19 protein-coding genes are annotated in these 21,334 nt (G+C 59.5%); 9 read left to right on the forward strand and 10 right to left on the reverse strand.

Translation table 11 applies throughout. The features are described from left to right. Positions 1 to 11: 11 nt before the first annotated feature. The 5 genes from EAO82_RS02215 to EAO82_RS02235 all read right to left on the reverse strand — a co-directional run bounded on the left by EAO82_RS02215 (position 12) and on the right by EAO82_RS02235 (position 5,923). Positions 12 to 1,094 carry a 5-(carboxyamino)imidazole ribonucleotide synthase gene (locus EAO82_RS02215; RefSeq protein WP_096345545.1) on the reverse strand — a complete coding sequence of 361 codons (1,083 nt, stop codon included), beginning with the start codon at positions 1,092 to 1,094 and terminating at the stop codon, positions 12 to 14. A 10-nt stretch (positions 1,095 to 1,104) separates the two neighbouring features. Beyond that, positions 1,105 to 1,596, reverse strand: a complete 492-nt coding sequence (gene purE, locus EAO82_RS02220; RefSeq protein WP_096345546.1) for a 5-(carboxyamino)imidazole ribonucleotide mutase — start codon at positions 1,594 to 1,596, stop codon at positions 1,105 to 1,107. Positions 1,597 to 1,802: 206 nt separating this feature from the next. Further along, positions 1,803 to 2,516: a carbonic anhydrase gene (locus tag EAO82_RS02225; RefSeq protein WP_096345547.1), complete on the reverse strand. Its 714-nt coding sequence runs from the start codon at positions 2,514 to 2,516 to the stop codon at positions 1,803 to 1,805. Between the two features lie 93 nt (positions 2,517 to 2,609). Continuing rightward, positions 2,610 to 4,421 (reverse strand): sodium-extruding oxaloacetate decarboxylase subunit alpha, encoded by a 1,812-nt coding sequence (gene oadA, locus EAO82_RS02230; protein WP_096345548.1) that lies wholly within the window; start codon positions 4,419 to 4,421, stop codon positions 2,610 to 2,612. Positions 4,422 to 4,507: 86 nt separating this feature from the next. Further along, complete coding sequence (locus EAO82_RS02235; protein ID WP_096345549.1) at positions 4,508 to 5,923, reverse strand: acetyl-CoA carboxylase biotin carboxylase subunit; 1,416 nt, start codon at positions 5,921 to 5,923, stop codon at positions 4,508 to 4,510. Positions 5,924 to 6,072: 149 nt separating this feature from the next. Here EAO82_RS02235 and EAO82_RS02240 point away from each other — a divergent pair, with 149 nt between their 5' ends. From EAO82_RS02240 to EAO82_RS02260, 5 genes are all read left to right on the forward strand, one after another. Then, positions 6,073 to 7,014, forward strand: a complete 942-nt coding sequence (locus tag EAO82_RS02240; protein WP_096345550.1) for a LysR family transcriptional regulator — start codon at positions 6,073 to 6,075, stop codon at positions 7,012 to 7,014. A 94-nt stretch (positions 7,015 to 7,108) separates the two neighbouring features. Continuing rightward, positions 7,109 to 7,609, forward strand: coding sequence for a sigma-70 family RNA polymerase sigma factor (locus EAO82_RS02245; RefSeq protein ID WP_174958674.1), 501 nt, complete (start codon positions 7,109 to 7,111; stop codon positions 7,607 to 7,609). A 4-nt stretch (positions 7,610 to 7,613) separates the two neighbouring features. After that, the gene (locus EAO82_RS02250) at positions 7,614 to 7,889 is read left to right on the forward strand and encodes a FecR/PupR family sigma factor regulator (protein ID WP_096345551.1); all 276 of its coding nucleotides are present in this window, start codon (positions 7,614 to 7,616) and stop codon (positions 7,887 to 7,889) included. 31 nt (positions 7,890 to 7,920) lie between these two features. Further along, entirely contained in the window at positions 7,921 to 10,119 is a 2,199-nt protein-coding gene (locus EAO82_RS02255) for a TonB-dependent siderophore receptor (protein ID WP_096345552.1), read from the forward strand. A gap of 65 nt (positions 10,120 to 10,184) precedes the next feature. Further along, positions 10,185 to 12,347, forward strand: coding sequence for a TonB-dependent siderophore receptor (locus EAO82_RS02260; RefSeq protein ID WP_096345553.1), 2,163 nt, complete (start codon positions 10,185 to 10,187; stop codon positions 12,345 to 12,347). 33 nt (positions 12,348 to 12,380) lie between these two features. Here the strand turns inward: EAO82_RS02260 and EAO82_RS02265 are convergent, their stop codons facing one another. Both EAO82_RS02265 and EAO82_RS02270 read right to left on the reverse strand, forming a co-directional pair. After that, positions 12,381 to 12,575 (reverse strand): PA3496 family putative envelope integrity protein, encoded by a 195-nt coding sequence (locus EAO82_RS02265; protein ID WP_096345554.1) that lies wholly within the window; start codon positions 12,573 to 12,575, stop codon positions 12,381 to 12,383. A gap of 126 nt (positions 12,576 to 12,701) precedes the next feature. Beyond that, on the reverse strand, positions 12,702 to 13,070 hold the full coding sequence (locus EAO82_RS02270) for a hypothetical protein (protein ID WP_096345555.1): 369 nt from the start codon (positions 13,068 to 13,070) through the stop codon (positions 12,702 to 12,704). 102 nt (positions 13,071 to 13,172) lie between these two features. On the opposite strand from EAO82_RS02270, the gene EAO82_RS02275 reads away from it, so the two are divergent. The 4 genes from EAO82_RS02275 (at position 13,173) to EAO82_RS02290 (ending at position 17,774) form a co-directional block, all read left to right on the forward strand. Beyond that, positions 13,173 to 14,294, forward strand: coding sequence for a sugar diacid recognition domain-containing protein (locus tag EAO82_RS02275; RefSeq protein WP_096345556.1), 1,122 nt, complete (start codon positions 13,173 to 13,175; stop codon positions 14,292 to 14,294). Positions 14,295 to 14,428: 134 nt separating this feature from the next. Further along, positions 14,429 to 15,787 (forward strand): GntP family permease, encoded by a 1,359-nt coding sequence (locus EAO82_RS02280; RefSeq protein ID WP_096345557.1) that lies wholly within the window; start codon positions 14,429 to 14,431, stop codon positions 15,785 to 15,787. 8 nt (positions 15,788 to 15,795) lie between these two features. Next, entirely contained in the window at positions 15,796 to 16,929 is a 1,134-nt protein-coding gene (locus EAO82_RS02285) for a glycerate kinase (RefSeq protein ID WP_096345644.1), read from the forward strand. A 116-nt stretch (positions 16,930 to 17,045) separates the two neighbouring features. After that, positions 17,046 to 17,774 (forward strand): DUF1294 domain-containing protein, encoded by a 729-nt coding sequence (locus tag EAO82_RS02290; RefSeq protein ID WP_096345558.1) that lies wholly within the window; start codon positions 17,046 to 17,048, stop codon positions 17,772 to 17,774. A 3-nt stretch (positions 17,775 to 17,777) separates the two neighbouring features. Here the strand turns inward: EAO82_RS02290 and EAO82_RS02295 are convergent, their stop codons facing one another. From EAO82_RS02295 to EAO82_RS02305, 3 genes are all read right to left on the reverse strand, one after another. After that, positions 17,778 to 19,367 (reverse strand): ABC-F family ATPase, encoded by a 1,590-nt coding sequence (locus EAO82_RS02295; protein ID WP_096345559.1) that lies wholly within the window; start codon positions 19,365 to 19,367, stop codon positions 17,778 to 17,780. A 139-nt stretch (positions 19,368 to 19,506) separates the two neighbouring features. Beyond that, positions 19,507 to 20,049 (reverse strand): cytochrome b, encoded by a 543-nt coding sequence (locus EAO82_RS02300; RefSeq protein WP_096345560.1) that lies wholly within the window; start codon positions 20,047 to 20,049, stop codon positions 19,507 to 19,509. An 84-nt stretch (positions 20,050 to 20,133) separates the two neighbouring features. Further along, entirely contained in the window at positions 20,134 to 21,330 is a 1,197-nt protein-coding gene (locus EAO82_RS02305) for an ATP-binding protein (protein ID WP_096345561.1), read from the reverse strand. Between the last annotated feature and the right edge of the window lie 4 nt (positions 21,331 to 21,334).

Raw genomic sequence — 21,334 nt, forward strand, 5'->3', positions numbered from 1 at the left:
GTGAGAAGAGACTAGGGCTGGATCAGACGCTGAACGTCACTGATACGGCCCTTTAACGTGGCGGCATCTGCACAGCGCAGCGTTGCGTGGCCAACTTTCCGGCCGCTTTTGAAGGCTTTGCCGTAGTGATGCAGGTGGCAATCGCTGATCGCGGTGACCTTGTCCACTGCCGGCACTTCACCGATAAAGTTGAGCATCGCGCTTTCACCCAGCTTGGCGGTGGAGCCCAAGGGCAGGCCGGCGATCGCGCGCAGGTGGTTTTCGAACTGGCTGCATTCGGCCCCTTCAATGGTCCAGTGCCCGGAGTTGTGTACGCGCGGGGCGATTTCGTTGGCCTTCAGACCGCCGTCGATCTCGAAGAATTCGAATGCGAGTACGCCGACATAATCCAGCTGCTTGAGTACCCGGCTGGCGTAGTCCTCAGCCAGGCCCTGCAACGGGTGGTCAGTGCTGGCAATCGACAGACGCAAGATGCCTTGTTCATGGGTGTTGTGCACCAGCGGGTAGAAGGCGGTTTCGCCGTCCCGGCCGCGCACGGCGATCAATGAAACCTCGCCGGTGAAGGGCACGAAACCTTCAAGAATGCAGGGTACATTGCCCAGTTCGGCAAAGGCGCCTTGCACGTCCTCTGCATGCCGCAAGACCTTTTGGCCCTTGCCATCGTAGCCCAGGGTGCGGGTTTTCATGACCGCCGGCAGACCGATGCGTTTCACCGCTGCATCAAGGTTGTCCTGGGATTGGATATCGGCAAATTCCGGGGTGGGGATGCCGAGGTCCTGAAACATGGATTTTTCAAACCAGCGATCCCGGGCGATACGCAGCGATTCGGCATTGGGGAAAACAGGAACGAACTGCGAAAGAAAGGCCACTGTTTCCGCTGGCACGCTTTCAAACTCGAAGGTCACCACGTCGGCTTCATCAGCCAGTTGGCGCAGATGATCGCGGTCGCTGTAGTCAGCCCGAATATGCTCGCCGAGGGCTTGGGCGCAGGCGTCAGGTGCGGGATCGAGAAAGGCGAATTGCTGGCCTAGGGGGGTGCCGGCCAGTGCCAGCATGCGTCCGAGTTGTCCACCACCAATGACACCAATCTTCATTGCATTGTCCTCAGGCCTGACGCGGGTCGGGGTTGTCCAGCACGGTTTCGGTCTGCTGGTTGCGAAAGGCTTCCAGCGCCTGGTGATACTCGGGGTATTTGCCGCCGAGGATACTGGCAGACAGCAGCGCGGCATTGATCGCGCCAGCCTTGCCGATGGCCAGCGTCGCAACGGGCACACCAGCGGGCATCTGTACGATCGACAACAATGAATCCACGCCTGAAAGCATGGAAGACTGCACTGGCACGCCGAGCACTGGCAGGTGGGTCTTGGCCGCGCACATGCCGGGCAGGTGGGCAGCACCGCCGGCACCGGCGATGATCACTTCGATGCCTTTGCCCGCCGCTTCTTCGGCGTACTGGAACAACAGGTCCGGTGTGCGATGGGCAGAGACCACTTTCACTTCATAGGGAATGCCGAGCTTATCCAGCATATCCGCCGTATGGCTCAAAGTGGACCAGTCTGACTTGGAGCCCATGATCACGCCAACCAATGCGGTCATCTATTTTCTGCCTCGCTCAGTGTTCCGCCCTTGGACGGTAAAAACCAACAAGCCACGCCAGAGAACTGGAGTGGCTTGGAGAACACAGGCCGATTGAAAGACGAGCCAGCCTGCAGATTGAAATCAAGCCGCAGAGTATAACCCGATTGACGCCAATACAGAATGCATGGTCGGGAGATATGACAAGGGCCCGCTATCTATCCGCGTTATTTCAAGCGCTTGGATGGCGATGGGTAGCGCGCTCTGGGTGTAGCCATGGGCAGCGGACCATCGCCGATCTGCCGGAATTCACCGGTGTCGGCGTCATAGGCACGGATCTGCGCAGTTTCGATGTCATACACCCAGCCATGGATAAACAGCTCACCGCGGGCCAGGCGCGATGCCACGGAGGGGTGCGTCGCCAGATGCTGCAACTGGGCCAGGACGTTTTCCTCGGTCATCATGCCCAGCTTGTCTGCTTCACAAGTGCAGTTGTCTTCCACCACGATCTTGGCCACCTCGGCGTGCCGCAGCCAGGCTTTGACCGTGGGCAGCGAATCCAGGGTCGCCGGGTTGAGTACCGCTTTCATTGCGCCGCAGTCGGAGTGGCCACAGATGATGATGTGGTGAACGTTCAGCGCCAGCACCGCAAACTCGATCGCGGTAGAGACCCCGCCCATCATCTGACCGTAGGGCGGCACCACGTTGCCGACGTTACGCGAGACGAACAGGTCGCCAGGTGCGCTTTGGGTAATGAGTTCGGGGGCGACTCGGGAATCGGCACAGGTAATGAACATGGCCCGGGGTGTCTGCTCGTGAGCCAGCTTCTTGAACAGCTCCTGCTGATCGGGATAAATCTCATGGCGAAAGCGATTGAAGCCGTCGACAATATGCTGGAGGGCCTCTTCAGCCGTTTCGTTGTGTTTCTCGTCATTATTCATGTGCAGTCTCTTGTTCCGGGTGGGCTGTACAGATAGACGTTCTCTGTCATTCATGCAGCACCGGCGCCGAACGGACGCCGGTGCTGACAGACGTCAGGCTTCGATTTCAATCAGGATCTCACCTGGATTGACCCGGTCACCCTTGGCCACGTTCACGGCCTTGACGGTACCGGCGATCGCCGCCTGGATTTCGCTCTCCATCTTCATGGCTTCGCTGACCAGAACGCCTTGGCCGGCTTTGACCACATCGCCGACCGCAACCAGTACATCCACCACGTTGCCGGGCATGCTGGTGGTCACGTGGCCCGGCTGGCTGGCCTGCTTGCGACTGCTGCCACCGGTGCCGCTAAAGGAGTTCAAGGGCTCAAAAACGGCTTCTTCAGGCATGCCGTCCAGGCTCAGGTAGAAATGCCGCTTGCCATCACCCTTGACGCTGACGCCGGTGATGTCAACGCGGTAGCTTTCACCGTGGACGTCGATGATGAACTCGGTCGGGGCGCCATCTTCGGCCATTGGCTTGCCTGGCGCGCCGGGGGCGGGCAACAGCTCTTCCGGCTTGAGCGTACCAGCGGCACGCTCTTCGAGAAACTTGCGGCCAATCTCCGGGAACATAGCGTAGGTCAGCACGTCCTCCTCAGATTCGGCCAGGCTGCCGACTTCGGCCTTGAGCTTGTCCATTTCCGGCTTGATCAGATCGGCAGGACGCACGTCGATCACCGCCTCGTTACCAATGGCGCGGCGCTGCAGCTCGGCATTCACTTCGCCGGGTGCCTGACCATAACGACCTTGCAGGTAGAGTTTTACCTCGTTGGTGATGGTCTTGTAGCGCTCGCCGGCCAGCACGTTGAATACCGCCTGGGTGCCGACGATCTGCGAGGTGGGCGTGACCAGTGGCGGGAAGCCCAGGTCTGCGCGCACGCGCGGAATTTCGTCAAACACTTCCTGAATACGGCCCAGTGCATTCTGCTCCTTCAGCTGGTTGGCCAGGTTGGACATCATACCGCCCGGCACCTGGTTCACCTGCACGCGAGTATCCACCCCGGTGAACTCGCTCTCGAACTGATGGTATTTCTTGCGCACGGCGTGGAAATACATGCCGATTTCCTGCAGCAGTTCTAGGTCCAGGCCGGTATCAAACGGCGTGCCGCGCAGCGCCGCGACCATGGACTCGGTACCCGGGTGGCTGGTGCCCCAGGCCATGCTGGAAATGGCGGTATCGATGTGATCGGCGCCGTTTTCGATCGCCTTGAGCTGACACATGGCGGCGAGGCCGGCGGTGTCATGCGAGTGAATATACACCGGCAATGATTGTTCGGCTTTCAGCGCCTTGACCAGTTCACCGGTGGCATAGGGCGTTAACAGACCGGCCATGTCCTTGATTGCCAGAGAGTCGCAGCCCAGCGCTTCCATTGTCTGCGCCTGTTTTACGAAGGCTTCGACGGTATGCACCGGGCTGGTGGTGTAGGCAATCGTGCCCTGGGCATGCTTGCCGCTGTCCTTGACAGCCTTGATCGAGGTTTCCAGGTTACGCACGTCGTTCATCGCATCGAAGATGCGGAACACGTCGATACCGTTGGCTGCGGCCTTGGCGACAAAAGCGCGCACTACATCGTCGCTGTAGTGGCGGTAGCCGAGTAGATTCTGCCCGCGTAACAGCATCTGCAGGCGCGTGTTGGGCAGCGCTTCGCGCAGCTGGCGCAGGCGCTCCCAGGGGTCTTCCTTGAGAAAGCGAATGCAGGCATCGAAAGTCGCGCCGCCCCAGACTTCCAGCGACCAGTAGCCCACCTGGTCGAGCTTCTCGCAGATCGGCAGCATGTCTTCGGTGCGCATGCGCGTGGCCAGCAACGATTGGTGGGCATCGCGCAGGATGGTGTCGGTAACAGTGATCTTGCGTGTGGTGCTCATTTCTTTATCTCCTGATGAGCTTGAAGCTCAAAGCTTGAAGCTGGAAGTTGATAGGAGGGCGAACCGCTTCCAGCTTCTGGCTGCCTTTAAAGTCCGGCATGGGCGGCAATGGCCGTTGCAATGGCCAGCGCCAATTCTTCCGGTTTACGTTTGACCGAGTAGCGCGTCAGCTCGGGGTGGGCTTCAACGAAGCTGGTGTCAAATACCCCGGAACGAAACTCCTCGTTGCGCAAAATCTCCTGATAGTAGGCCGTGGTGGTCTTCACACCCTGCAGGCGCATGTCGTCCAGCGCCCGTAGCCCGCGGTCCAGCGCTTCTTCCCAGGTCAGCGCCCAGACAATCAGCTTCAGGCACATGGAGTCGTAATAGGGCGGAATGCTGTAGCCGGTGTAGATTGCAGTATCCACGCGCACGCCGGGGCCGCCGGGGGCGTAGTAGCGGGTGATCTTGCCGAACGAGGGCAGAAAGTCGTTTTTCGGGTCTTCAGCATTGATGCGGAACTGGATGGCGAAGCCGCGGTGCTGAATGTCTTCCTGCTTGACCGACAGCGGCAAACCAGAGGCAATGCGGATCTGCTCGCGAACGATATCGATACCGGTGATCTGTTCGGTAATGGTGTGCTCAACCTGGACGCGGGTGTTCATTTCCATGAAATACACCTCGCCTTCGGCGAGCAGAAACTCCACCGTGCCGGCGTTTTCATAGCCCACCGCCTGCGCAGCCTTGACCGCCAGATCACCAATATAGGCGCGTTGTTCGGGGGTCAGCTGCGGGCTGGGGGCGATCTCGATCAGCTTCTGATTACGCCGCTGGATCGAACAGTCACGCTCGAACAGATGCACGGTGTTGCCGTGGCTGTCGGCGAGAATCTGCGCTTCGATATGCTTGGGATTGACGATGCATTTTTCCAGAAACACGTCGGCCGAACCGAAGGCCTTGGTCGCTTCGGAAATAACCCGTGGCCAGGCCTGCTCCAGCTCGGCGCGGCTGTTACAGCGACGAATACCCCGACCACCGCCACCCGAGGTGGCCTTGAGCATGATCGGGTAGCCGACGCGTTCGGCTTCGCTCAGGGCTTCGGCAAGATCGGCCAGGTTGCCATCGGTACCCGGTGTCACGGGTACGCCAGCCCTGATCATGCTGCGCCGGGCTTCGGTTTTGTCGCCCATGCCGCGGATGACATCACCACTGGGGCCAATAAACTTGATGCCGCGTTCGGCGCAAATGTCGGCCAGCTCGGCATTTTCGGAAAGAAAACCATAGCCTGGGTGCAGCGCGTCACAGCCGGTTTGCACCGCCAGATTGACCAGTTGCCGGGCATTCAGATAGCCCGCTAGGGGCTCACTGCCCAGGTTATAAGACTCGTCTGCACGTTTGACATGCAGCGCGTAACGGTCGGCTTCGGAGTAGATAGCCACGGAACGAATGCCCATCTCCGCGCAAGCGCGAACTATTCGTACGGCAATTTCTCCGCGGTTGGCGATAAGAATCTTCTTGATCACGTCCGCTGTCCTCTTGGTGGTGATCGGTAGGTTTAACCTACGCCTGCACGGCGTCGATGAAAAATGAATAATAATGAGCTTGAGTATAAGTAATAACTTATACATCCTGACGGCAGATGCATTTTAGTCTTCTTTAAGGGTAGTCCAGCATGCGCAAATCCCTCTATCGGTTGACCCTGCGGCAGATGCAGGTGTTCCAGGCGGTATGCCGGAGCCTGTCCTACAGCCGGGCAGCGGAAGAGATGTCGCTGACTCAATCGGCGGTGAGTCAGCAGATTCGTCAGTTGGAGGAACTGGTCGGGCAGGGGTTGTTCGAGTATGTCGGCAAGAAGCTGTATATGACTGAAGCGGCTGACAGCCTGCTGCAGGCCAGTGGCGATATATTTGCCCGCCTGGACAGTCTGGACATGAGCCTGAGCACCTTGCAGGGCAGTCTTCAGGGCGAGTTGCGGTTGGCGGTGGTGAGTAGCATTCAATACCTGACGCCGCATCTGTTGGCGGAATTTCGCCAGCGCTTTCCCCAGGTCAGTTTCCGCCTGGAAGTCACCCGGCGTTCACAGGTCATCCAGCGGTTACAGGACAATCAGGACGATATCGTGCTTATGGGTCTGGTGCCGGAGGATCGGGCGCTGGAATTCTTCCCGTTCCTCAACAACGCCATTATTGCCGTGGCTGCGCCCAGTCATCCCCTGGCCAATCAACTTTCACTGGCGCTGGCGGAGCTGGAAACCCAGTGCGTGCTGCAGCGTGAGCCCGGCTCGGGCACACGCAAGGCCTGCGATGATTTCTTCGTCCAGCGCCGGGTGCATTTACAGCACACCATGCAAATGGGCTCGGGCGAAAGCATGGTGCAGGGCGCCGCAGCCGGGTTGGGCATCGCCTTGGTCTCGGAGCATTCGGCAGCGGCGTTCTTGCGCAATGGCGACCTGGTACGTCTGGATTTCACTGAGTTGCCGCTGTATCGCAGCTGGTGTGCGGTGCATGCCCGCGGCAAGCGCATGACTCCGGTCGCCGAAGCCTTTCTGGCTTATTTGCGTGAAGAGCGGGCGGCCATCAAGCGCATTGCTAGCCGGTTCACTCTGAAGAACTAGGTTGAATGCAAAAGGTACAATTACCTAACGCCATTGCGAATCATTATCGTTAGCAGTAGTATCCGTGTCTCAGTTTTTGATGTGAGCCACGACCATGCTGTCAGCGGCAGAGCCTGCTCTGGACCGACTTTACGCGCACCACAGCCAGTGGCTGAGGGCTGTGATGTACCGTCGCGTGGGTTGCAGGGAGACCTCGGCTGATCTGGTGCAGGATGTTTTCCTGCGCTTGCTAGGCCGGGCGAGTCTGCCCATTCTGGAAGAACCCCGCGCTTACCTGGCGCGTATCGCCCATGGTCTTATGGTCGATTGCAGACGTAGACAAGCATTGGAGCGTGCCTGGCTGGACAAGCTCGCCTCGTTGCCAGAGGCCGACATGCCTTCACCCGAAGAACACCTGCAGATTGTCGAGGCGCTGGCGCGGATCGACGCCTTGCTCGACGGGCTCAACCCCCGGGTGCGTCGAGTATTTCTGCTGTCGCGGCTGGAGGGCAAAAGTTACCCGCAGATAGCCGAGCAGCTCAGCGTATCGCTGAGTACGGTGGAAAAGGACATGGCCCAGGCGCTGCGCCACTGTTATTGCGTTCTGATGGGATAAACCGATGAGCAATACCAGCGAACCCCTTGAGATCTCCGAGCCCGTGCTGGAGCGGGCGATTGCCTGGGCCGTTGCCTTGGGCGCGGAGGCGGGGGATGAAAATATTCGCCATGCGTTCGACCAGTGGCTGCGCGCTCACCCGATGCACCGCCTGGCCTGGCAGCGACTGCAGGTAGTTGAAAGCGAGTTTAGCGGATTGGCCTCCGAGAGGGCGGAAACCTCGCGGACTTCGGCCTGGCGCAATTTATTTTTACGGGTTTGCGTCACCCACTCGGCATAGAGGTATTCACTTCATTGCCAAGGTCAGATTCATGTCCCATTCCCTGCGTTTATCCAGTCCTGCCATCCGTCGCTCGCTATTGTCCCTCAGCATCAGTCTCGCCGTCGCAGGCATCTCACCGGTCTCGGCTCAGAGTGCCACAGAAGCATCAACGCAGAATGATGAAAGCATAACGCTTGAGGCGGTCACGGTTACGGCGAAGGCGGGCAGAACCCCCACTACCGAAGGCACCGAATCCTACACCACCGATTCGATGAATACCGCCACCCGGCTCTCGCTACCCATTCGCCAAACACCCCAGTCGGTCTCGGTGGTCACCCGCCAGGTAATCGATGACATGGCGCTGGAGTCGATTACGGACGTGGTGAACATGACCACCGGTGTGTCCAGCAAGGCGTTTGACAGTTCGCGCAGCGGATTTTCCGCGCGCGGGTTTGATATTACCAATCTGCAGATCGACGGCGTGCCGACGACCTGGACCAGCGGTTGGGCTGCGGGTGAAACCGAGATGGATACAGTTCTATATGACCGGGTGGAGATCGTCCGCGGCGCGACCGGCCTGGTCACCGGAGCCGGCAACCCGTCGGCAGCGATCAACCTGGTACGCAAGCGTGCCGACAGTGACCAGCTCACAGGATTTGTCAGTGGTCAGGCGGGCTCATGGGATCGTTACCAGGGCACCTTCGACGTGGCTGATGCGCTGAATCAAAGCGGCACGATCCGCGGCCGGGTAGTCGGCAGTTATCTGCAGCAGGACTCCTATATAGATCTGCTGGAAACGGAAAAATCGGTACTCTTCGGTACGCTTGGGATCGATCTTACCGAGCGGACCCTGCTTAATCTGGGCGCAAGTTACCAGGAGAACAGCCCGACCGGTTCGATGTGGGGTGGTTTGCCGACCTGGTTCAGCGACGGTACGCGCACCGACTGGAGTCGGTCGAAAACCAACGGCACCGATTGGTCGGAATGGGCTTCCGAGCACACGACATATTATGCCAACCTCGAGCACGTATTTGATTCCGGGGTGAAGTTATACGCGGCCTACACCCGCAGCATCAACGAGGGTGATCTGCGCCTGCTCTGGCTGTCCGGCGCACCTGACAAGACAACCGGGCTGGGCATGAGTGGCGGCGCCAGCTGGTACGACGTCAGGCGCGAACAGGACACCCTGGACCTCTACGTCAACACTCCCTTCCGCTTTGCCGGTCGTGAACACGAGTTCACCGTCGGGCTCATGCATAGCCAGCAGGAGCTGGTAACTGACAACCGCCCGCGACTGGGGACATCACCGACGGGTAACTACTACGAGTGGGACGGTTCCCACCCCGAGCCGCAATGGGGTCCCTCCAGCACCTATACCACCCAGGATATCGACCAGCTGGGTGCTTACGCAGTCGCACGCCTGCAACTGGCTGACCCCCTGCAACTGATCATTGGTAGCCGCATAAGCAACTGGGACACCAACGGCAGGAAATGGGATGGCGAGCTGTATGAGTTTGATCACGACAGGGAACTGACACCTTATGCCGGCCTGATCTACGACATCAACGATCAGCATTCAGCCTATGTCAGTTACTCGGAGATTTTCAATCCGCAGGAATATCAGGACCGCAACGGCGATTTCCTGGAGCCGCTCGAGGGCCAGAACTACGAAGCCGGGGTCAAGGGTGAGTACTTTGCCGGCCGCTTGAACGCCTCGCTCGCCTTGTTCCGCATAGAGCAGGACAACCTCGCCCAGCCGGACGTCGGAGCGGTTGTGCCTGGTGGAATAGCTCAGGCGTACTACCCCGCGCAAGGGACCACCAGCGATGGTTATGAGATCGAGCTTTCCGGCGCGCTGTCCGACAACTGGAACCTGTTGTTTGGCTGGGCCCAGTTCAGTGCCAAGGACGCCGACGGAGAGCCGGTGAATACGAGGTTCCCGCGACGCACGGCGAATGTCTTCAGTACCTACCGTCTTGACCGGCTGACCCTGGGCGGCGGTGTCAACTGGGAGGATGGCAACTACACAGTGGCGACCAATCCGCTGGGCGAGAAGGAAAAGCTCGAGCAGCCATCCTACGCCCTGGTCAATGTCATGGCCCGCTACCAGCTCAGCGACGCCCTCAGTGCCCAGTTGAATATCGATAACCTGCTCGACAAGAAGTATTACAGCCAGATCGGCTTCTATAGCCAGTACGCCTATGGCGAGCCGCGTAACGGCAAGCTCACCCTCAAGTACAGCTTTTGACCCAACCCAATACCACAGGGCCGGAGTAGTTCGGCCCGACAACCTGTGGAACAAGGAGATTTCCCATGTTGCAGCGCAAGAAATGGGTACTTACCGCGAGTCTGGTTATAGCCAGTGCCTCGACAACAGCATTGCGAGCCGAAGAGGCGCCAAGTGCGGGTCAAGGCAACGATGTAACCAATCTTGCACCGGTTACCGTGACCGCCGAGAAAGGCGCGCTCGACGAGAGCGTGACCGAGAACACCGGCTCCTACACCACCAGCAATATGCGCTCGGCGACCGGGCTCAATCTGGCGCCACGGGAGACACCGCAATCGGTGGCCGTTATCACCCGTCAGCAGATGGACGACTTTGCCCTGAATGACGTGGCGGCCGCGTTGAGCCAGACCACCGGCGTCAGCGTCAATCAGGCGGAAAGCGACCGGGTCTTCCCCTCGGCGCGGGGCTTCCCCATTACCCATGTGCAGATCGACGGCACCCCGGTGGAAGCGCAAAGCAGCGTGGAGGGTGACTTTCTGGCAGATACCGCGATCTATGACCGGGTGGAAGTGGTGCGCGGTGCGGCGGGTCTATTGAGTGGCGCGGGCAACCCCTCGGCTGCGATCAACCTGGTGCGCAAGCGGCCAACCCGGACATTCCAGGGCAGCACTAGTCTGAGTGCCGGTAGCTGGGACAAGTACCGCGCCGAAACCGACCTGTCCGGGCCGCTGACCGAAAACGGCCGCGTACGTGGCCGTCTGGTGGCCGCGTACCAGGACAACAAGTCCTATATGGATTTTCTTCACCAGCAACGTGAGGTGCTCTACGGTATCGGCGAGATCGACCTGACGGAAAACACCACACTGTCATTTGGCCTGGATTACCAGAACCTGGGTTCTGACGGGACCACCTACGGCGAGCCGGTGCCATTGTTCTTTTCCAACGGGCAGCGCACCGACTTTTCCCGTTCTACTACCACCGGCACTGACTGGACGGTCTGGGACAAGGAACGCAGCATCTACTTCGCCGACCTGGTGCATCAGTTCGCCAATGGCTGGAATGCCAAGCTCTCGGTGAGCCATTTGCAGGGTGATTACTTTGGCCGCATGCAGTATCTGTCTGGCTACATCGACCAGGACACCGGCACCGGCTTCAATAGCTCCCTAAACAGTTTCAGTGTCGACCGTAGCCAGACCGGGGTGAACCTGTTCGCCAGCGGGCCTTTCGAATTCATGGGGCGTGAGCACGAGCTGATAGTCGGCTGGAACCGCGCCCGGGAGACCAACGACCGGGAATGGTACGACCCGGTGACCCAGCCTGATCCCGGTAGCTTCTATGACTGGGACTATCCGCGCCCGGTGTTCAACGAGCAGGCCTCACGCTTTCGCAAGGCTACCACTGACCAGTCCGGCTATTACAGTGCGGCGCGGCTAAGCGTTACCGATGCCTTTGCCGTGGTCGTGGGGTTCCGGGTCAGCGACTGGGAGCGGGAGGAGTGGGTCAACAAGCAGAAGACTGACGAGTACAGCCATACCGATGAGGTGACCCCCTACGGCGGCGTCATCTATGACATCAATGAAACCTACTCGCTGTATGCCGGCTACAGCCGAATCTTCAATCCCCAATCCAATCGGGACCTCAGTAACCAGGTCCTCGCACCCATCGAGGGCACCAGCTATGACGCCGGCATCAAGGCCGTGTTTCTCAATGAACGTGTGAATGCGTCGCTCTCGGTGTTTCGCATCGAACAGGACAACGTAGCCGAACCGGACCGCATGATTGATGGCGAGCAGCGCTATCGCCCGCGAGAAGGGGTGGTGTCCAAAGGGTTCGAGGCGGAAGTGTCCGGCGAAGTCACGCCGCGGGCGCGCCTGTACGCCGGCTATACCCATCGCGAGGCCGAAGACGCCGAAGGTGAGGCAGCGCTGACCTACGAGCCCGAAGACATGTTCCGGCTATCCGGCACCTACGACCTGCTCGATGGACCCCACCGCACCGTGGTGGGCGGCGCGGTGCGCTGGCAGGGCGATATCTACAAGGAAAATTCCGGCCCCAATGGCGAAAAGGCAGAACAGGGCAGCTATGCAGTGGTGGACCTGATGGCTCGCCAGGAACTGCTTCCGGGTCTGACCGCCAGCCTGAACCTGAATAACCTGCTGGACCGTACTTACTACACCACCTTTATCTATAACGGGGGTTTCTATGGCGCACCGCGCAATGCCGAAGTAAAGCTGCAATATGCGTTCTGATAACGGCTAAGGCGGTCAGCTGCCACCGTTTCGTCAATGCAGGCGCTGGTGGTTCTGCGGAGTACCGATCAGATCGGGGAAGTCGCACACCAGCGCGTGCAGCGCCTTGCTTTCCCGATAGTCCTCGATCGCACGGCGGTAGGCCATGCGCTTCTTGTCTTCCTGCTGGCGCCGTTGTTTACGTACGTTGCTGGTAGAGTCGTCAAGGTTGTCCTGGTCAACAGTCATGCTGCATCCTCCGAAATAGCGGCGGGAGACTCGGGTAGCTCTGAGCGAGAAGCTTCAGATTGTCCCGTTGGCATGACAGATGAGTGACAGGAGTGTTGCGTAGCGATGAATTTTCAGAGGTTGCCTTTAATGGCGTAAACGCAGCATCGACAAGCGAGCCTGCCAGTTGCCGTTATTGTGCCGCTGGCAGGCTTCTTCGGTATCAAAACTGACATGTGCTTCGGCCGCAGTAACCGCAATAGCCGCTTCGGTAAAGGCCTTGGAGGTCAGTTCGTACATGCGTTTGCCTTGGCCAGTCTCCAGCGCGTGGGCCAGACTCGCCTGCGTGTCGAACACCCAGACCACGTGCAGGTTGCCTGGCGACAGATTACGGTCGCCCTCATGCGTCAGCCAGAGAAAACCGGGAATCTCCAACTTTGCTGCCTCGCACGCCTGGGTCAGGCTTCTTACCAGACGTTGTTCGGCTTGGGGGCTGGTATCGGTAGATCTGTTCAAGGGGCTCACTTTTAAATCAGTTGCGGTACCTATCAGACCACTATCCGCTGAAAAAGTTTGTTCAGCGCTGCTATGCTCCGAAACCTGAGCGGAGAGCCCTAGATGATCGAACTGGACACCACCCTGGCGCAGTACATCGTTGACCGTGCAATGGCCATCCTGCCGCATAACCTCAATGTGATGGATACGCAGGGCATGATCATTGGCAGCGGCGACCCGACGCGACTGCATACCCGCCACGAAGGGGCGCAACTGGTACTGGCCAACCAGCGTGTGGTGGAGATCGACGCCGAGGCCGCCGCCTGCCTGCTAGGGGTCCGCGCGGGAGTGAATCTGCCGCTTATGCACGAAGGGCGGTTGATAGGGGTGCTGGGCATTACCGGCGATCCAGAGCAGGTTCGGCCGCTGGCCGAATTGCTGCGGATGACCGCGGAGATGCTGGTGGAGCAGCGAGCTTCATATGCCGAGCGGCAGTGGCATAACCAGCAGCAGGAGACCTGGCTCACGCACCTGCTGGATGATGGCTATTCTCTCGGCCGCCTGCAGATTGATACCGAGCATCTGGGTCTGGCCCTGGCCTGGCCGCGGCAGGCCTGCCTGCTGAGTCTTGCCCGGGAAGCTGACAGCGCCACTACGCAGGCGCAGTTGATCATGCAGATGCGCGAGCGGCATCCCCAGCATGTGGTCCTGCCACTGGGAGCCAACGCTGTGCTGTGGTTGCGCTCGCCGCTGAATGCCGCGGCTGATCATGCCTGGCTCGAGCAGGCTGACCGGCGGCACTGGCCACTACGCCGTGTGCATACTGCGGAGCCGGTCGAATCATTGGCCGATCTGCGCCAAGCCTGTCAGGCGCTCCTGGACTTGCGCGATTTTGCCGAAGACCTGGCGCTGCCCAGGCGGTATCTGGCGCTGGAGGATTTTCGCCTCACTGCTTTACTGCATGCCCAGCGCGAGTCCTGGACCGTCAGGCAACTGTTGGCACCCCTTGAGCGCCTGCGCTTGGCGGATGCGCAGGACGTCTTGCTGGATACCTTGCGGGTTTGGCTGGCGCACGACGGCTCGGCGCAATTCAGTGCCGCGCAGCTCGGCATTCATCGTAATACGCTACGCTACAGATTGGAGCGCATCGGGCAGCTCAGCGCGCTTGACCTGAGCAGGGCCGATCACCGCATGCAGCTGGCGCTGAGCATGGCGTTGCAAGGTGAATGGCGATCGGCCGAGTAATTGTGCAACTGCACAGTATTTTATCTGCGGGGGCGCTATCGGGTGTTGCCTGTGCATAAGGATTTTGCACGGCGGCTGGGCGACAATGTTGGGCTGCGTATCCCACCCCTCAGACAATAATAAGGAGTTCGGTCATGGGTCTTGTTCTGATTCTGGTCGCCCTGGTCGTCTTTATCGTGTTGGCGACCACTCGCTTCAAGCTGCATCCGTTCCTGGCCCTGCTCGCCGCCGCCTTGTTGGCCGGTTTTGCCTATCAGGTGCCGGCGATGGAAATCGTCAAACACATCACCACCGGCTTCGGTGGGATCCTCGGTTATATCGGCATCGTTATCGCCTTTGGCACCATCATCGGGGTGATCCTTGAGCGCAGCGGTGCCGCCATCACCATGGCGGAAACCGTGATCCGCTTACTGGGCGAGCGCTTCCCCACCCTGACCATGTCGATCATCGGCTATCTGGTATCCATTCCGGTGTTCTGCGACTCCGGTTACGTGATCCTCAACTCGCTCAAGAACGCCCTGGCGGCGCGGATGAAAATTTCCGTTATTGCCATGAGTGTGGCGTTGGCCACCGGTTTGTATGCCTCGCATACTTTCGTCCCGCCCACGCCGGGCCCGATCGCGGCTGCGGGTAATCTGGGGCTGGAATCCAGCCTGGGGCTGGTGATTCTGGTCGGTCTGTTTGTCTCGGCGGTCACCGCATTGGCCGGGATGTGGTGGGCCAACCGGTTTATTGGCAAGGATATTCCGCTGGAGGAGGATGGCGCGCCCATCATGGCCAGCGAAGACTATCAACAGATGCGCGATAGTTACGGTGTGCTGCCCAGCGTCGGCAAAGCCTTTGCGCCGATCTTCGTGCCCATCGGCCTGATCTGCCTGGGTACCCTGGCCAACCTCCCGGCCAAGCCCGTCGGCGAAGGCTTTATTTACACCGTCATGGCCTTTCTCGGTCAGCCAGTCATCGCGCTGGCCGTCGGTCTGGGCCTGGCCTGTACGCTGCTGAAATCGGACAACAAGCGCCAGGAGTTTCATGATCGGGTGGTCGAGGGCATCCTCGCCGCTGCGCCCATCCTGCTGATTACCGGTGCCGGCGGTGCCTTCGGCGCAGTGCTCAAAGTCACGCCGCTGGGCGACTACCTTGGGGAAACGCTGTCGGCACTGGGCATCGGTTTGTTTATGCCGTTCCTGGTGGCTGCAGCGCTGAAATCGGCGCAGGGCTCGACTACCGTGGCGCTGGTTGCGACCTCGGCGCTGGTGGCACCGATGCTTGGCCAGTTGGGCCTGGATAGCGAAATGGGCCGGGTGCTGACAGTAATGGCCATCGGCGCCGGCTCGATGACCGTATCGCATGCCAATGACAGCTTCTTCTGGGTGGTCACCCAGTTCAGCCGCATGAGCGTCGCCACGGCGTACAAGGCTCAGACCATGGCCACCTTGATTCAGGGGCTGACCGGTATGCTGACCGTTTGGCTGCTTAGCCTGATCCTGCTGTGAGCAAAGCGATGAAAGTCATCATCGCCCCGGACTCATTCAAAGAGAGTCTGAGCGCCAACGCCGTCGCTGAAGCTATTGCCGCAGGCTGGGCGAGCGTCTATCCGGAGGCGGAAATCGGGCTATTTCCAATGGCCGATGGCGGCGAGGGGACGGTGGACGCGGTACTGGCTGCCACCGGAGGCGAGCGCCGCGAGGCGCTGGTCCAAGGCCCGTTGGGGGAGCCGGTCAGCGCCCACTGGGGTTGGCTGGGTGATGGCCAGGCGGTGATCGAAATGGCCTCTGCCAGCGGCTTGCATTGTGTGCCCAGCGAGCAGCGCGATGCTTTCAAAGCCAGCAGTTTCGGCACCGGGCAACTCATCGCAGCCGCACTGAATGCGGGCGCTACGCGGATTATTCTGGGTCTGGGTGGCAGCGCAACCAACGATGCGGGTACTGGCTTGTTGGCAGCCCTGGGCGCTCGTTTTCTGAATAACCAGGATCAGCCCCTCGCTCCGGGTGGGGGCGCCTTGCAGGCGTTGCACTACATCGATCTGGATGGTCTGGACGCGCGGCTGGACCGCGTGGAATTCATGGTGGCGGCTGACGTCGACAACCCTCTGTGTGGGCCCCGCGGCGCCTCGCATGTGTTCGGGCCGCAGAAAGGTGCCAGCGCAGAACAGGTGGAGCAGTTGGACCGGGCGTTGGGCCATTTTGCCAACGTATTGGCCAAGACCATCAGTGTCGATTTACGCCATGAGCCTGGCGTGGGCGCTGCTGGCGGGCTGGGGTTCGCTGCTGCCGCGGTGCTGCACGCGCGGTTTCGTCCGGGGATTGAGCTGGTGGCCGAGCTGTCGGGTTTGGCGCAAGCCGTTCAAGGCGCGGATCTGGTGATTACCGGCGAAGGCCGGCTGGATGGCCAGAGCCTGCACGGCAAGACGCCGGTAGGTGTGGCGCGCATCGCCAAAGCGGCGGGAGTGCCGGTTATCGCCCTGGCCGGGAGCCTTGGTGAAGGATATCAACGGCTTTATGAGGCAGGTATCGATGCGGCGTTCAGCCTGACGCCGGGGCCTATGGTACTCCAGGAAGCGATGGCGGGCGCAGCTTCGCAGTTGCAGGCCCGTGCTGCTGACATTGCGCGTCTTTGGCGGGTCGCCAGGGGCTGACATTAACAACTCCCAATATCCAGGTGTTTTAGCCAGCGATGGAGTGGGCGGCTACCGGAAAAGCGGTAGGTAATAGACAATAGCTGCCCACAACATTGGATATTCGAGATCTGTTAATGGAGCAACGGGGCGTATTGCTGAGCTGGGATGACGGCAAGGGATTTGGTTTTATTCAACCGGAAAACGGCGGCACCAAGCTGTTTGTGCATATTTCGGTTATGCGCGGAGACGCTCGTCCGAGTCAGGGTGACACCGTGCTGTATCTGGCAGGCAAGGATGCAAAAGGACGGTTGCGGGCTACTCATATGCGCGGGGAAGGGCTGAGCCTCGATCGTCCCGCTATTCGGCGCAAGCCCAAGGAGCCATCAGGCCTTCCGCCTGCTGGCAGGGCGAGCAAGCCCGCTACAACAGGTCGCTCTGCCACTGCAAGGAAAGTGGCAGTTCGGCGTAGCGCTTCCGTTCAGTATCAGTTGCCGAAGCTGATGGCCTGGTTGGCGCTATGCCTTCTGCCGTTGATCGGTTCATTGCAGATGCTGAATGGGCAGGGCTGGATCTTGCCACTGGCGGCCTATGGCGGCGTCAGCCTAATTAGCCTGTTTCTGTATTGGTCAGACAAACGTGCCGCCGAGCAGTCGCTGCAGCGGACGCCGGAAAAGGTTTTGCACCTGTCGGAGTTTTTAGGCGGTTGGCCCGGGGCGCTTATTGCGCAGCAGGTGCTGCGTCACAAGACCCGCAAGGCCTCCTACCAGCAGCTATGCTGGCTGATCATTCTCGCCCACCAGCTGTTCTGGGTGGACTGGGTACTACTCGATAGCCGCTACCTGCTGCAACTGCTGGGGAATTGAAACTCAGACCGCAACGCCCAGCTCACGAAGGTAGTCGTCGTAGCTGCCGTTGAAGTCGGTCACGCCGTTTTCGTTCAGCTCGATGATGCGGGTCGCCAGGCTGGAGACGAATTCGCGGTCATGGCTGACGAAGATCAGCGTGCCGGGGTAGTTTTCCAGCGCCAGGTTCAACGCTTCGATGGATTCCATGTCCAGGTGGTTGGTCGGCTCGTCCATGATCATCACGTTGGGGTTCTTCAGGATCAGCTTGCCGAACAGCATGCGGCCCTGCTCGCCACCGGATATCACCTTCACCGATTTCAGAATGTCATCGTTGGAAAACAGCATGCGCCCGAGGGTGCCGCGCACCAATTGCTCGCCGCCGGTGGTCCACTGCGACATCCAGTCAAACAGGGTCCAGTCGTTCTTGAAGTCATCAGCGTGTTCCTGGGCAAAGTAGCCCAGATCGGCGCTTTCCGCCCACTTGACCGTGCCGGCCATCGGCGTCAGTTCATTGACCAGAGTACGCAGCAGCGTCGTCTTGCCGATGCCGTTTGGCCCGATGATCGCCACGCGCTCACCGGCTTCGATCTGCAGGCTGAGATTCTTGAACAGCGGCTTGCCGTCAAAGCCCTGGCTGACGTGATCGAGGATCACCGCCTGGCGGTGCAGCTTCTTGTTCTGGTCGAAGCGGATAAACGGGCTGATCCGGCTCGAGGGCTTGACCTCGTCCAACTGGATCTTGTCGATCTGCTTGGCGCGGCTGGTCGCCTGCTTGGCCTTGGAGGCGTTGGCGGAGAAGCGGCTGACGAAGGTTTGCAATTCGGCGATTTGCGCCTTCTTCTTGGCGTTGTCCGAGAGCAGGCGTTCACGCGCCTGGGTCGCGGCCATCATGTACTCATCATAGTTGCCCGGGAACAGACGCAGCTCGCAGAAATCCAGGTCAGCCATATGCGTGCACACGCTGTTGAGGAAGTGGCGATCGTGGGAAATGATGATCATGGTGCTGTTACGCGAGGTCAGAATGCTTTCCAGCCAGCGGATGGTATTGATATCCAGGTGGTTGGTTGGCTCGTCCAGCAGCAGGACTTCCGGATCGGAAAACAAAGCCTGTGCCAGCAATACACGCAATTTCCAACCCGGAGCGACTTCGCTCATCGGGCCGTTGTGCTGCTCCAGAGGAATGCCCAGGCCCAGCAGCAATTCGCCGGCACGGGCCTCGGCGGTATAGCCGTCCATTTCGGCAAATTCGGTCTCCAGGTCGGCGACTTTCATGCCGTCCTCTTCGCTCATCTCCGGCAGAGAATAAATGCGGTCGCGCTCGGCGTGTACCTGCCACAATTCTTCGTGGCCCATGATCACGGTGTTCAACACCGTGAATTCTTCATAGGCGAACTGGTCCTGGCGCAGCTTGCCCAGGCGTACATTGGGCTCGAGCATGACCTGGCCACCGGAGGGCTCCAGATCGCCGCCAAGAATTTTCATGAATGTCGACTTGCCGCTGCCGTTGGCGCCGATCAGACCGTAACGGTTACCCCCGCCGAATTTGACAGACACGTTTTCAAACAGCGGCTTGGCGCCGAATTGCATGGTGATATTGGCGGTGGAGATCACAATAGAGTCCTGCGAAGAGCAAATGGAGTGGCCGCAGACGAGGCGCAAGGTGAGCGCAGCAGTAAAGCGGGCCGCATATTGTACTGACTATGCGGCACAAGTGACAGGGCTGGCCGTCGGACGGCCAGCCGGAGGGGACTCAGTCGCGCAGTTTGCTGATCATGCGTGGGAGTACGTTCTCGATGGGGTGCCGGCGGTGATATAAGGTCATGCCGATGTGGCCGACAATCATCGCCAGCAGCGTCCAGCCAAGCCAGCCATGCAGCAGATTGCCTGGCGCGGTAAGCGCTTCTATCTCTCCTTCGAATCCGGCCATTAGCTGCAGGCCGAATGCGGCGAATTCGCGGCCTGAGCCGTACTGACGCAATAGCGCCAGGAGCGGGATGATCAGCATCAGTGCGTACAGCGCCAGGTGACCCAGCCGGGCCGCAATGCTCAAAGACGGCGGCCGTTGACGAAGATTGATCAACGCCCAGAGCACTCTGAGCAGAATCAATGTCATTAGCAAGGTGCCGACAGCCTTGTGGGTGCCCCAGGTAAACTCGTCCAGCGCAGAATCTTCCATCAGTACCCGTACCGCGGTGGTGAAAAACTGCCACCCAAGCAAGAGCGCCATGCCCCAGTGCAATGCGCGGCTTATCAACCCGTAGCGATAAGTGGAATCCGGAATGATTGAAGACATTGGCAGTTCTGCTGTGTAGGGAGTAATGGCTAAAAATACCATTGTTGCTCGACTGCTGCACGGCCATCAGCAGCCGCAAAGGGTTCAGAGCGGCTTCACTTCAGCCCTGATGCGTGCGGGAAGGGTGATCCTGAAGGAGATGACCCCATTGCTCTGCTGCACGCTCAGGTGGCCCTCGTGTGCCTGGACGATGCGCGAGGCGACAAACAGCCCGATACCCAGTTGCTTGCTGGGTTGCGAGGTGGTGTCATCCCCGCCCCGATGCGGGCTGAGCATGGAGCCAAGTTGCTCGGGGGGCAGGGTGGGGGCATAGTTGCTGACCTCCATCTCAACATCTCGAGTAAGCGGATTGCCAGCCATGGTGACGCTGAGTGGCGTGCCGGGAGTGGCGTATTGTATGGCGTTGTTCGACAGGTGCCTGAATGCTTCGATCATTTTTTCGGGATCGATCATTACTTGAAGATCGGTATCGATACTGGCTTGCAGGTTCAGTTGCGGCGCTGAGTTGCGCAGTCGACTGATCTCACTTGCTATCAGGTTGGATATATTGGTCGGGGCTGTATTCAGCCGAGGACTCTCGCCACCATGTAGCCGGTTGACTTCCAGTACACGCTGGATCTGCTGCAGCATATTCTCACTGGCTGCATTGATATGCTCACGCAGTTCGGTGCTGCGCTGGTCGTGAGGTTTGAGCAAAGCGGCGGACATGCTGATTGACTGCAACGGATTACACAGTCCGTGGCCCAGGGTGGAGATCAGGCGGCGTTGCTTGGCGCCAAACGCTTTCGCTTGCGCCAAGCTGATTTCCAGCACCTCATGACGCAGCGTTTCTGCCAGAAATACTTCCTGCTCTGTCCAGTCGGAAGCGGATTCAGCGCTGCGAAACCAGCAAAGCCAGCCATTGGATTGACGATCGAATGGCAATGCCAGCACTTTTATGGCTGCGGGTCTTTCAGCTTCCCCGAGATCGTCTTGCCAATCCAGTTGATAGCTGCATTGCTGCGGCGTCTTTCGCACCAACTCATTCATCAACTGTCGCGCTGATGCCTCATTGTGGTCGAATAGCCGGCCGTCCTCTAGCAAGCGAATCTCGCCCGCCAGGCCGACAGCAGCTCCGTCACAGGGGAGCAGATCGGCAATATTCAAATTTGGCTCGCATAGAGCGGCAAGCAAGTCATGGCTGCGTTTCAATTGCGACACCAGCGTGCTGAGTTTCTCGGTATTAGCTTCCGTAGGCTGAGTGCGGAACAGCGTTTCATGCATGGTAATTCCGTGATCCATCAAT

It is taken from the genome of Halopseudomonas pelagia, assembly GCF_009497895.1.
Taxonomy (GTDB): domain Bacteria; phylum Pseudomonadota; class Gammaproteobacteria; order Pseudomonadales; family Pseudomonadaceae; genus Halopseudomonas; species Halopseudomonas pelagia_A.

Bases quoted from the DNA above. Each gene is read 5' to 3' on its own strand.
- EAO82_RS02215 (WP_096345545.1), bottom strand. From the start codon at position 1,094: ATGAAGATTGGTGTCATTGGTGGTGGACAACTCGGACGCATGCTGGCA.
- EAO82_RS02275 (WP_096345556.1), top strand. From the start codon at position 13,173: ATGATCGAACTGGACACCACCCTGGCGCAGTACATCGTTGACCGTGCA.
- EAO82_RS02225 (WP_096345547.1), bottom strand. From the start codon at position 2,516: ATGAATAATGACGAGAAACACAACGAAACGGCTGAAGAGGCCCTCCAG.
- EAO82_RS02305 (WP_096345561.1), bottom strand. From the start codon at position 21,330: ATGGATCACGGAATTACCATGCATGAAACGCTGTTCCGCACTCAGCCT.
- EAO82_RS02255 (WP_096345552.1), top strand. From the start codon at position 7,921: ATGTCCCATTCCCTGCGTTTATCCAGTCCTGCCATCCGTCGCTCGCTA.
- EAO82_RS02250 (WP_096345551.1), top strand. From the start codon at position 7,614: ATGAGCAATACCAGCGAACCCCTTGAGATCTCCGAGCCCGTGCTGGAG.
- EAO82_RS02285 (WP_096345644.1), top strand. From the start codon at position 15,796: ATGAAAGTCATCATCGCCCCGGACTCATTCAAAGAGAGTCTGAGCGCC.
- EAO82_RS02240 (WP_096345550.1), top strand. From the start codon at position 6,073: ATGCGCAAATCCCTCTATCGGTTGACCCTGCGGCAGATGCAGGTGTTC.
- EAO82_RS02290 (WP_096345558.1), top strand. From the start codon at position 17,046: ATGGAGCAACGGGGCGTATTGCTGAGCTGGGATGACGGCAAGGGATTT.
- EAO82_RS02265 (WP_096345554.1), bottom strand. From the start codon at position 12,575: ATGACTGTTGACCAGGACAACCTTGACGACTCTACCAGCAACGTACGT.
- EAO82_RS02245 (WP_174958674.1), top strand. From the start codon at position 7,109: ATGCTGTCAGCGGCAGAGCCTGCTCTGGACCGACTTTACGCGCACCAC.
- oadA (WP_096345548.1), bottom strand. From the start codon at position 4,421: ATGAGCACCACACGCAAGATCACTGTTACCGACACCATCCTGCGCGAT.
- EAO82_RS02300 (WP_096345560.1), bottom strand. From the start codon at position 20,049: ATGTCTTCAATCATTCCGGATTCCACTTATCGCTACGGGTTGATAAGC.
- purE (WP_096345546.1), bottom strand. From the start codon at position 1,596: ATGACCGCATTGGTTGGCGTGATCATGGGCTCCAAGTCAGACTGGTCC.
- EAO82_RS02280 (WP_096345557.1), top strand. From the start codon at position 14,429: ATGGGTCTTGTTCTGATTCTGGTCGCCCTGGTCGTCTTTATCGTGTTG.
- EAO82_RS02260 (WP_096345553.1), top strand. From the start codon at position 10,185: ATGTTGCAGCGCAAGAAATGGGTACTTACCGCGAGTCTGGTTATAGCC.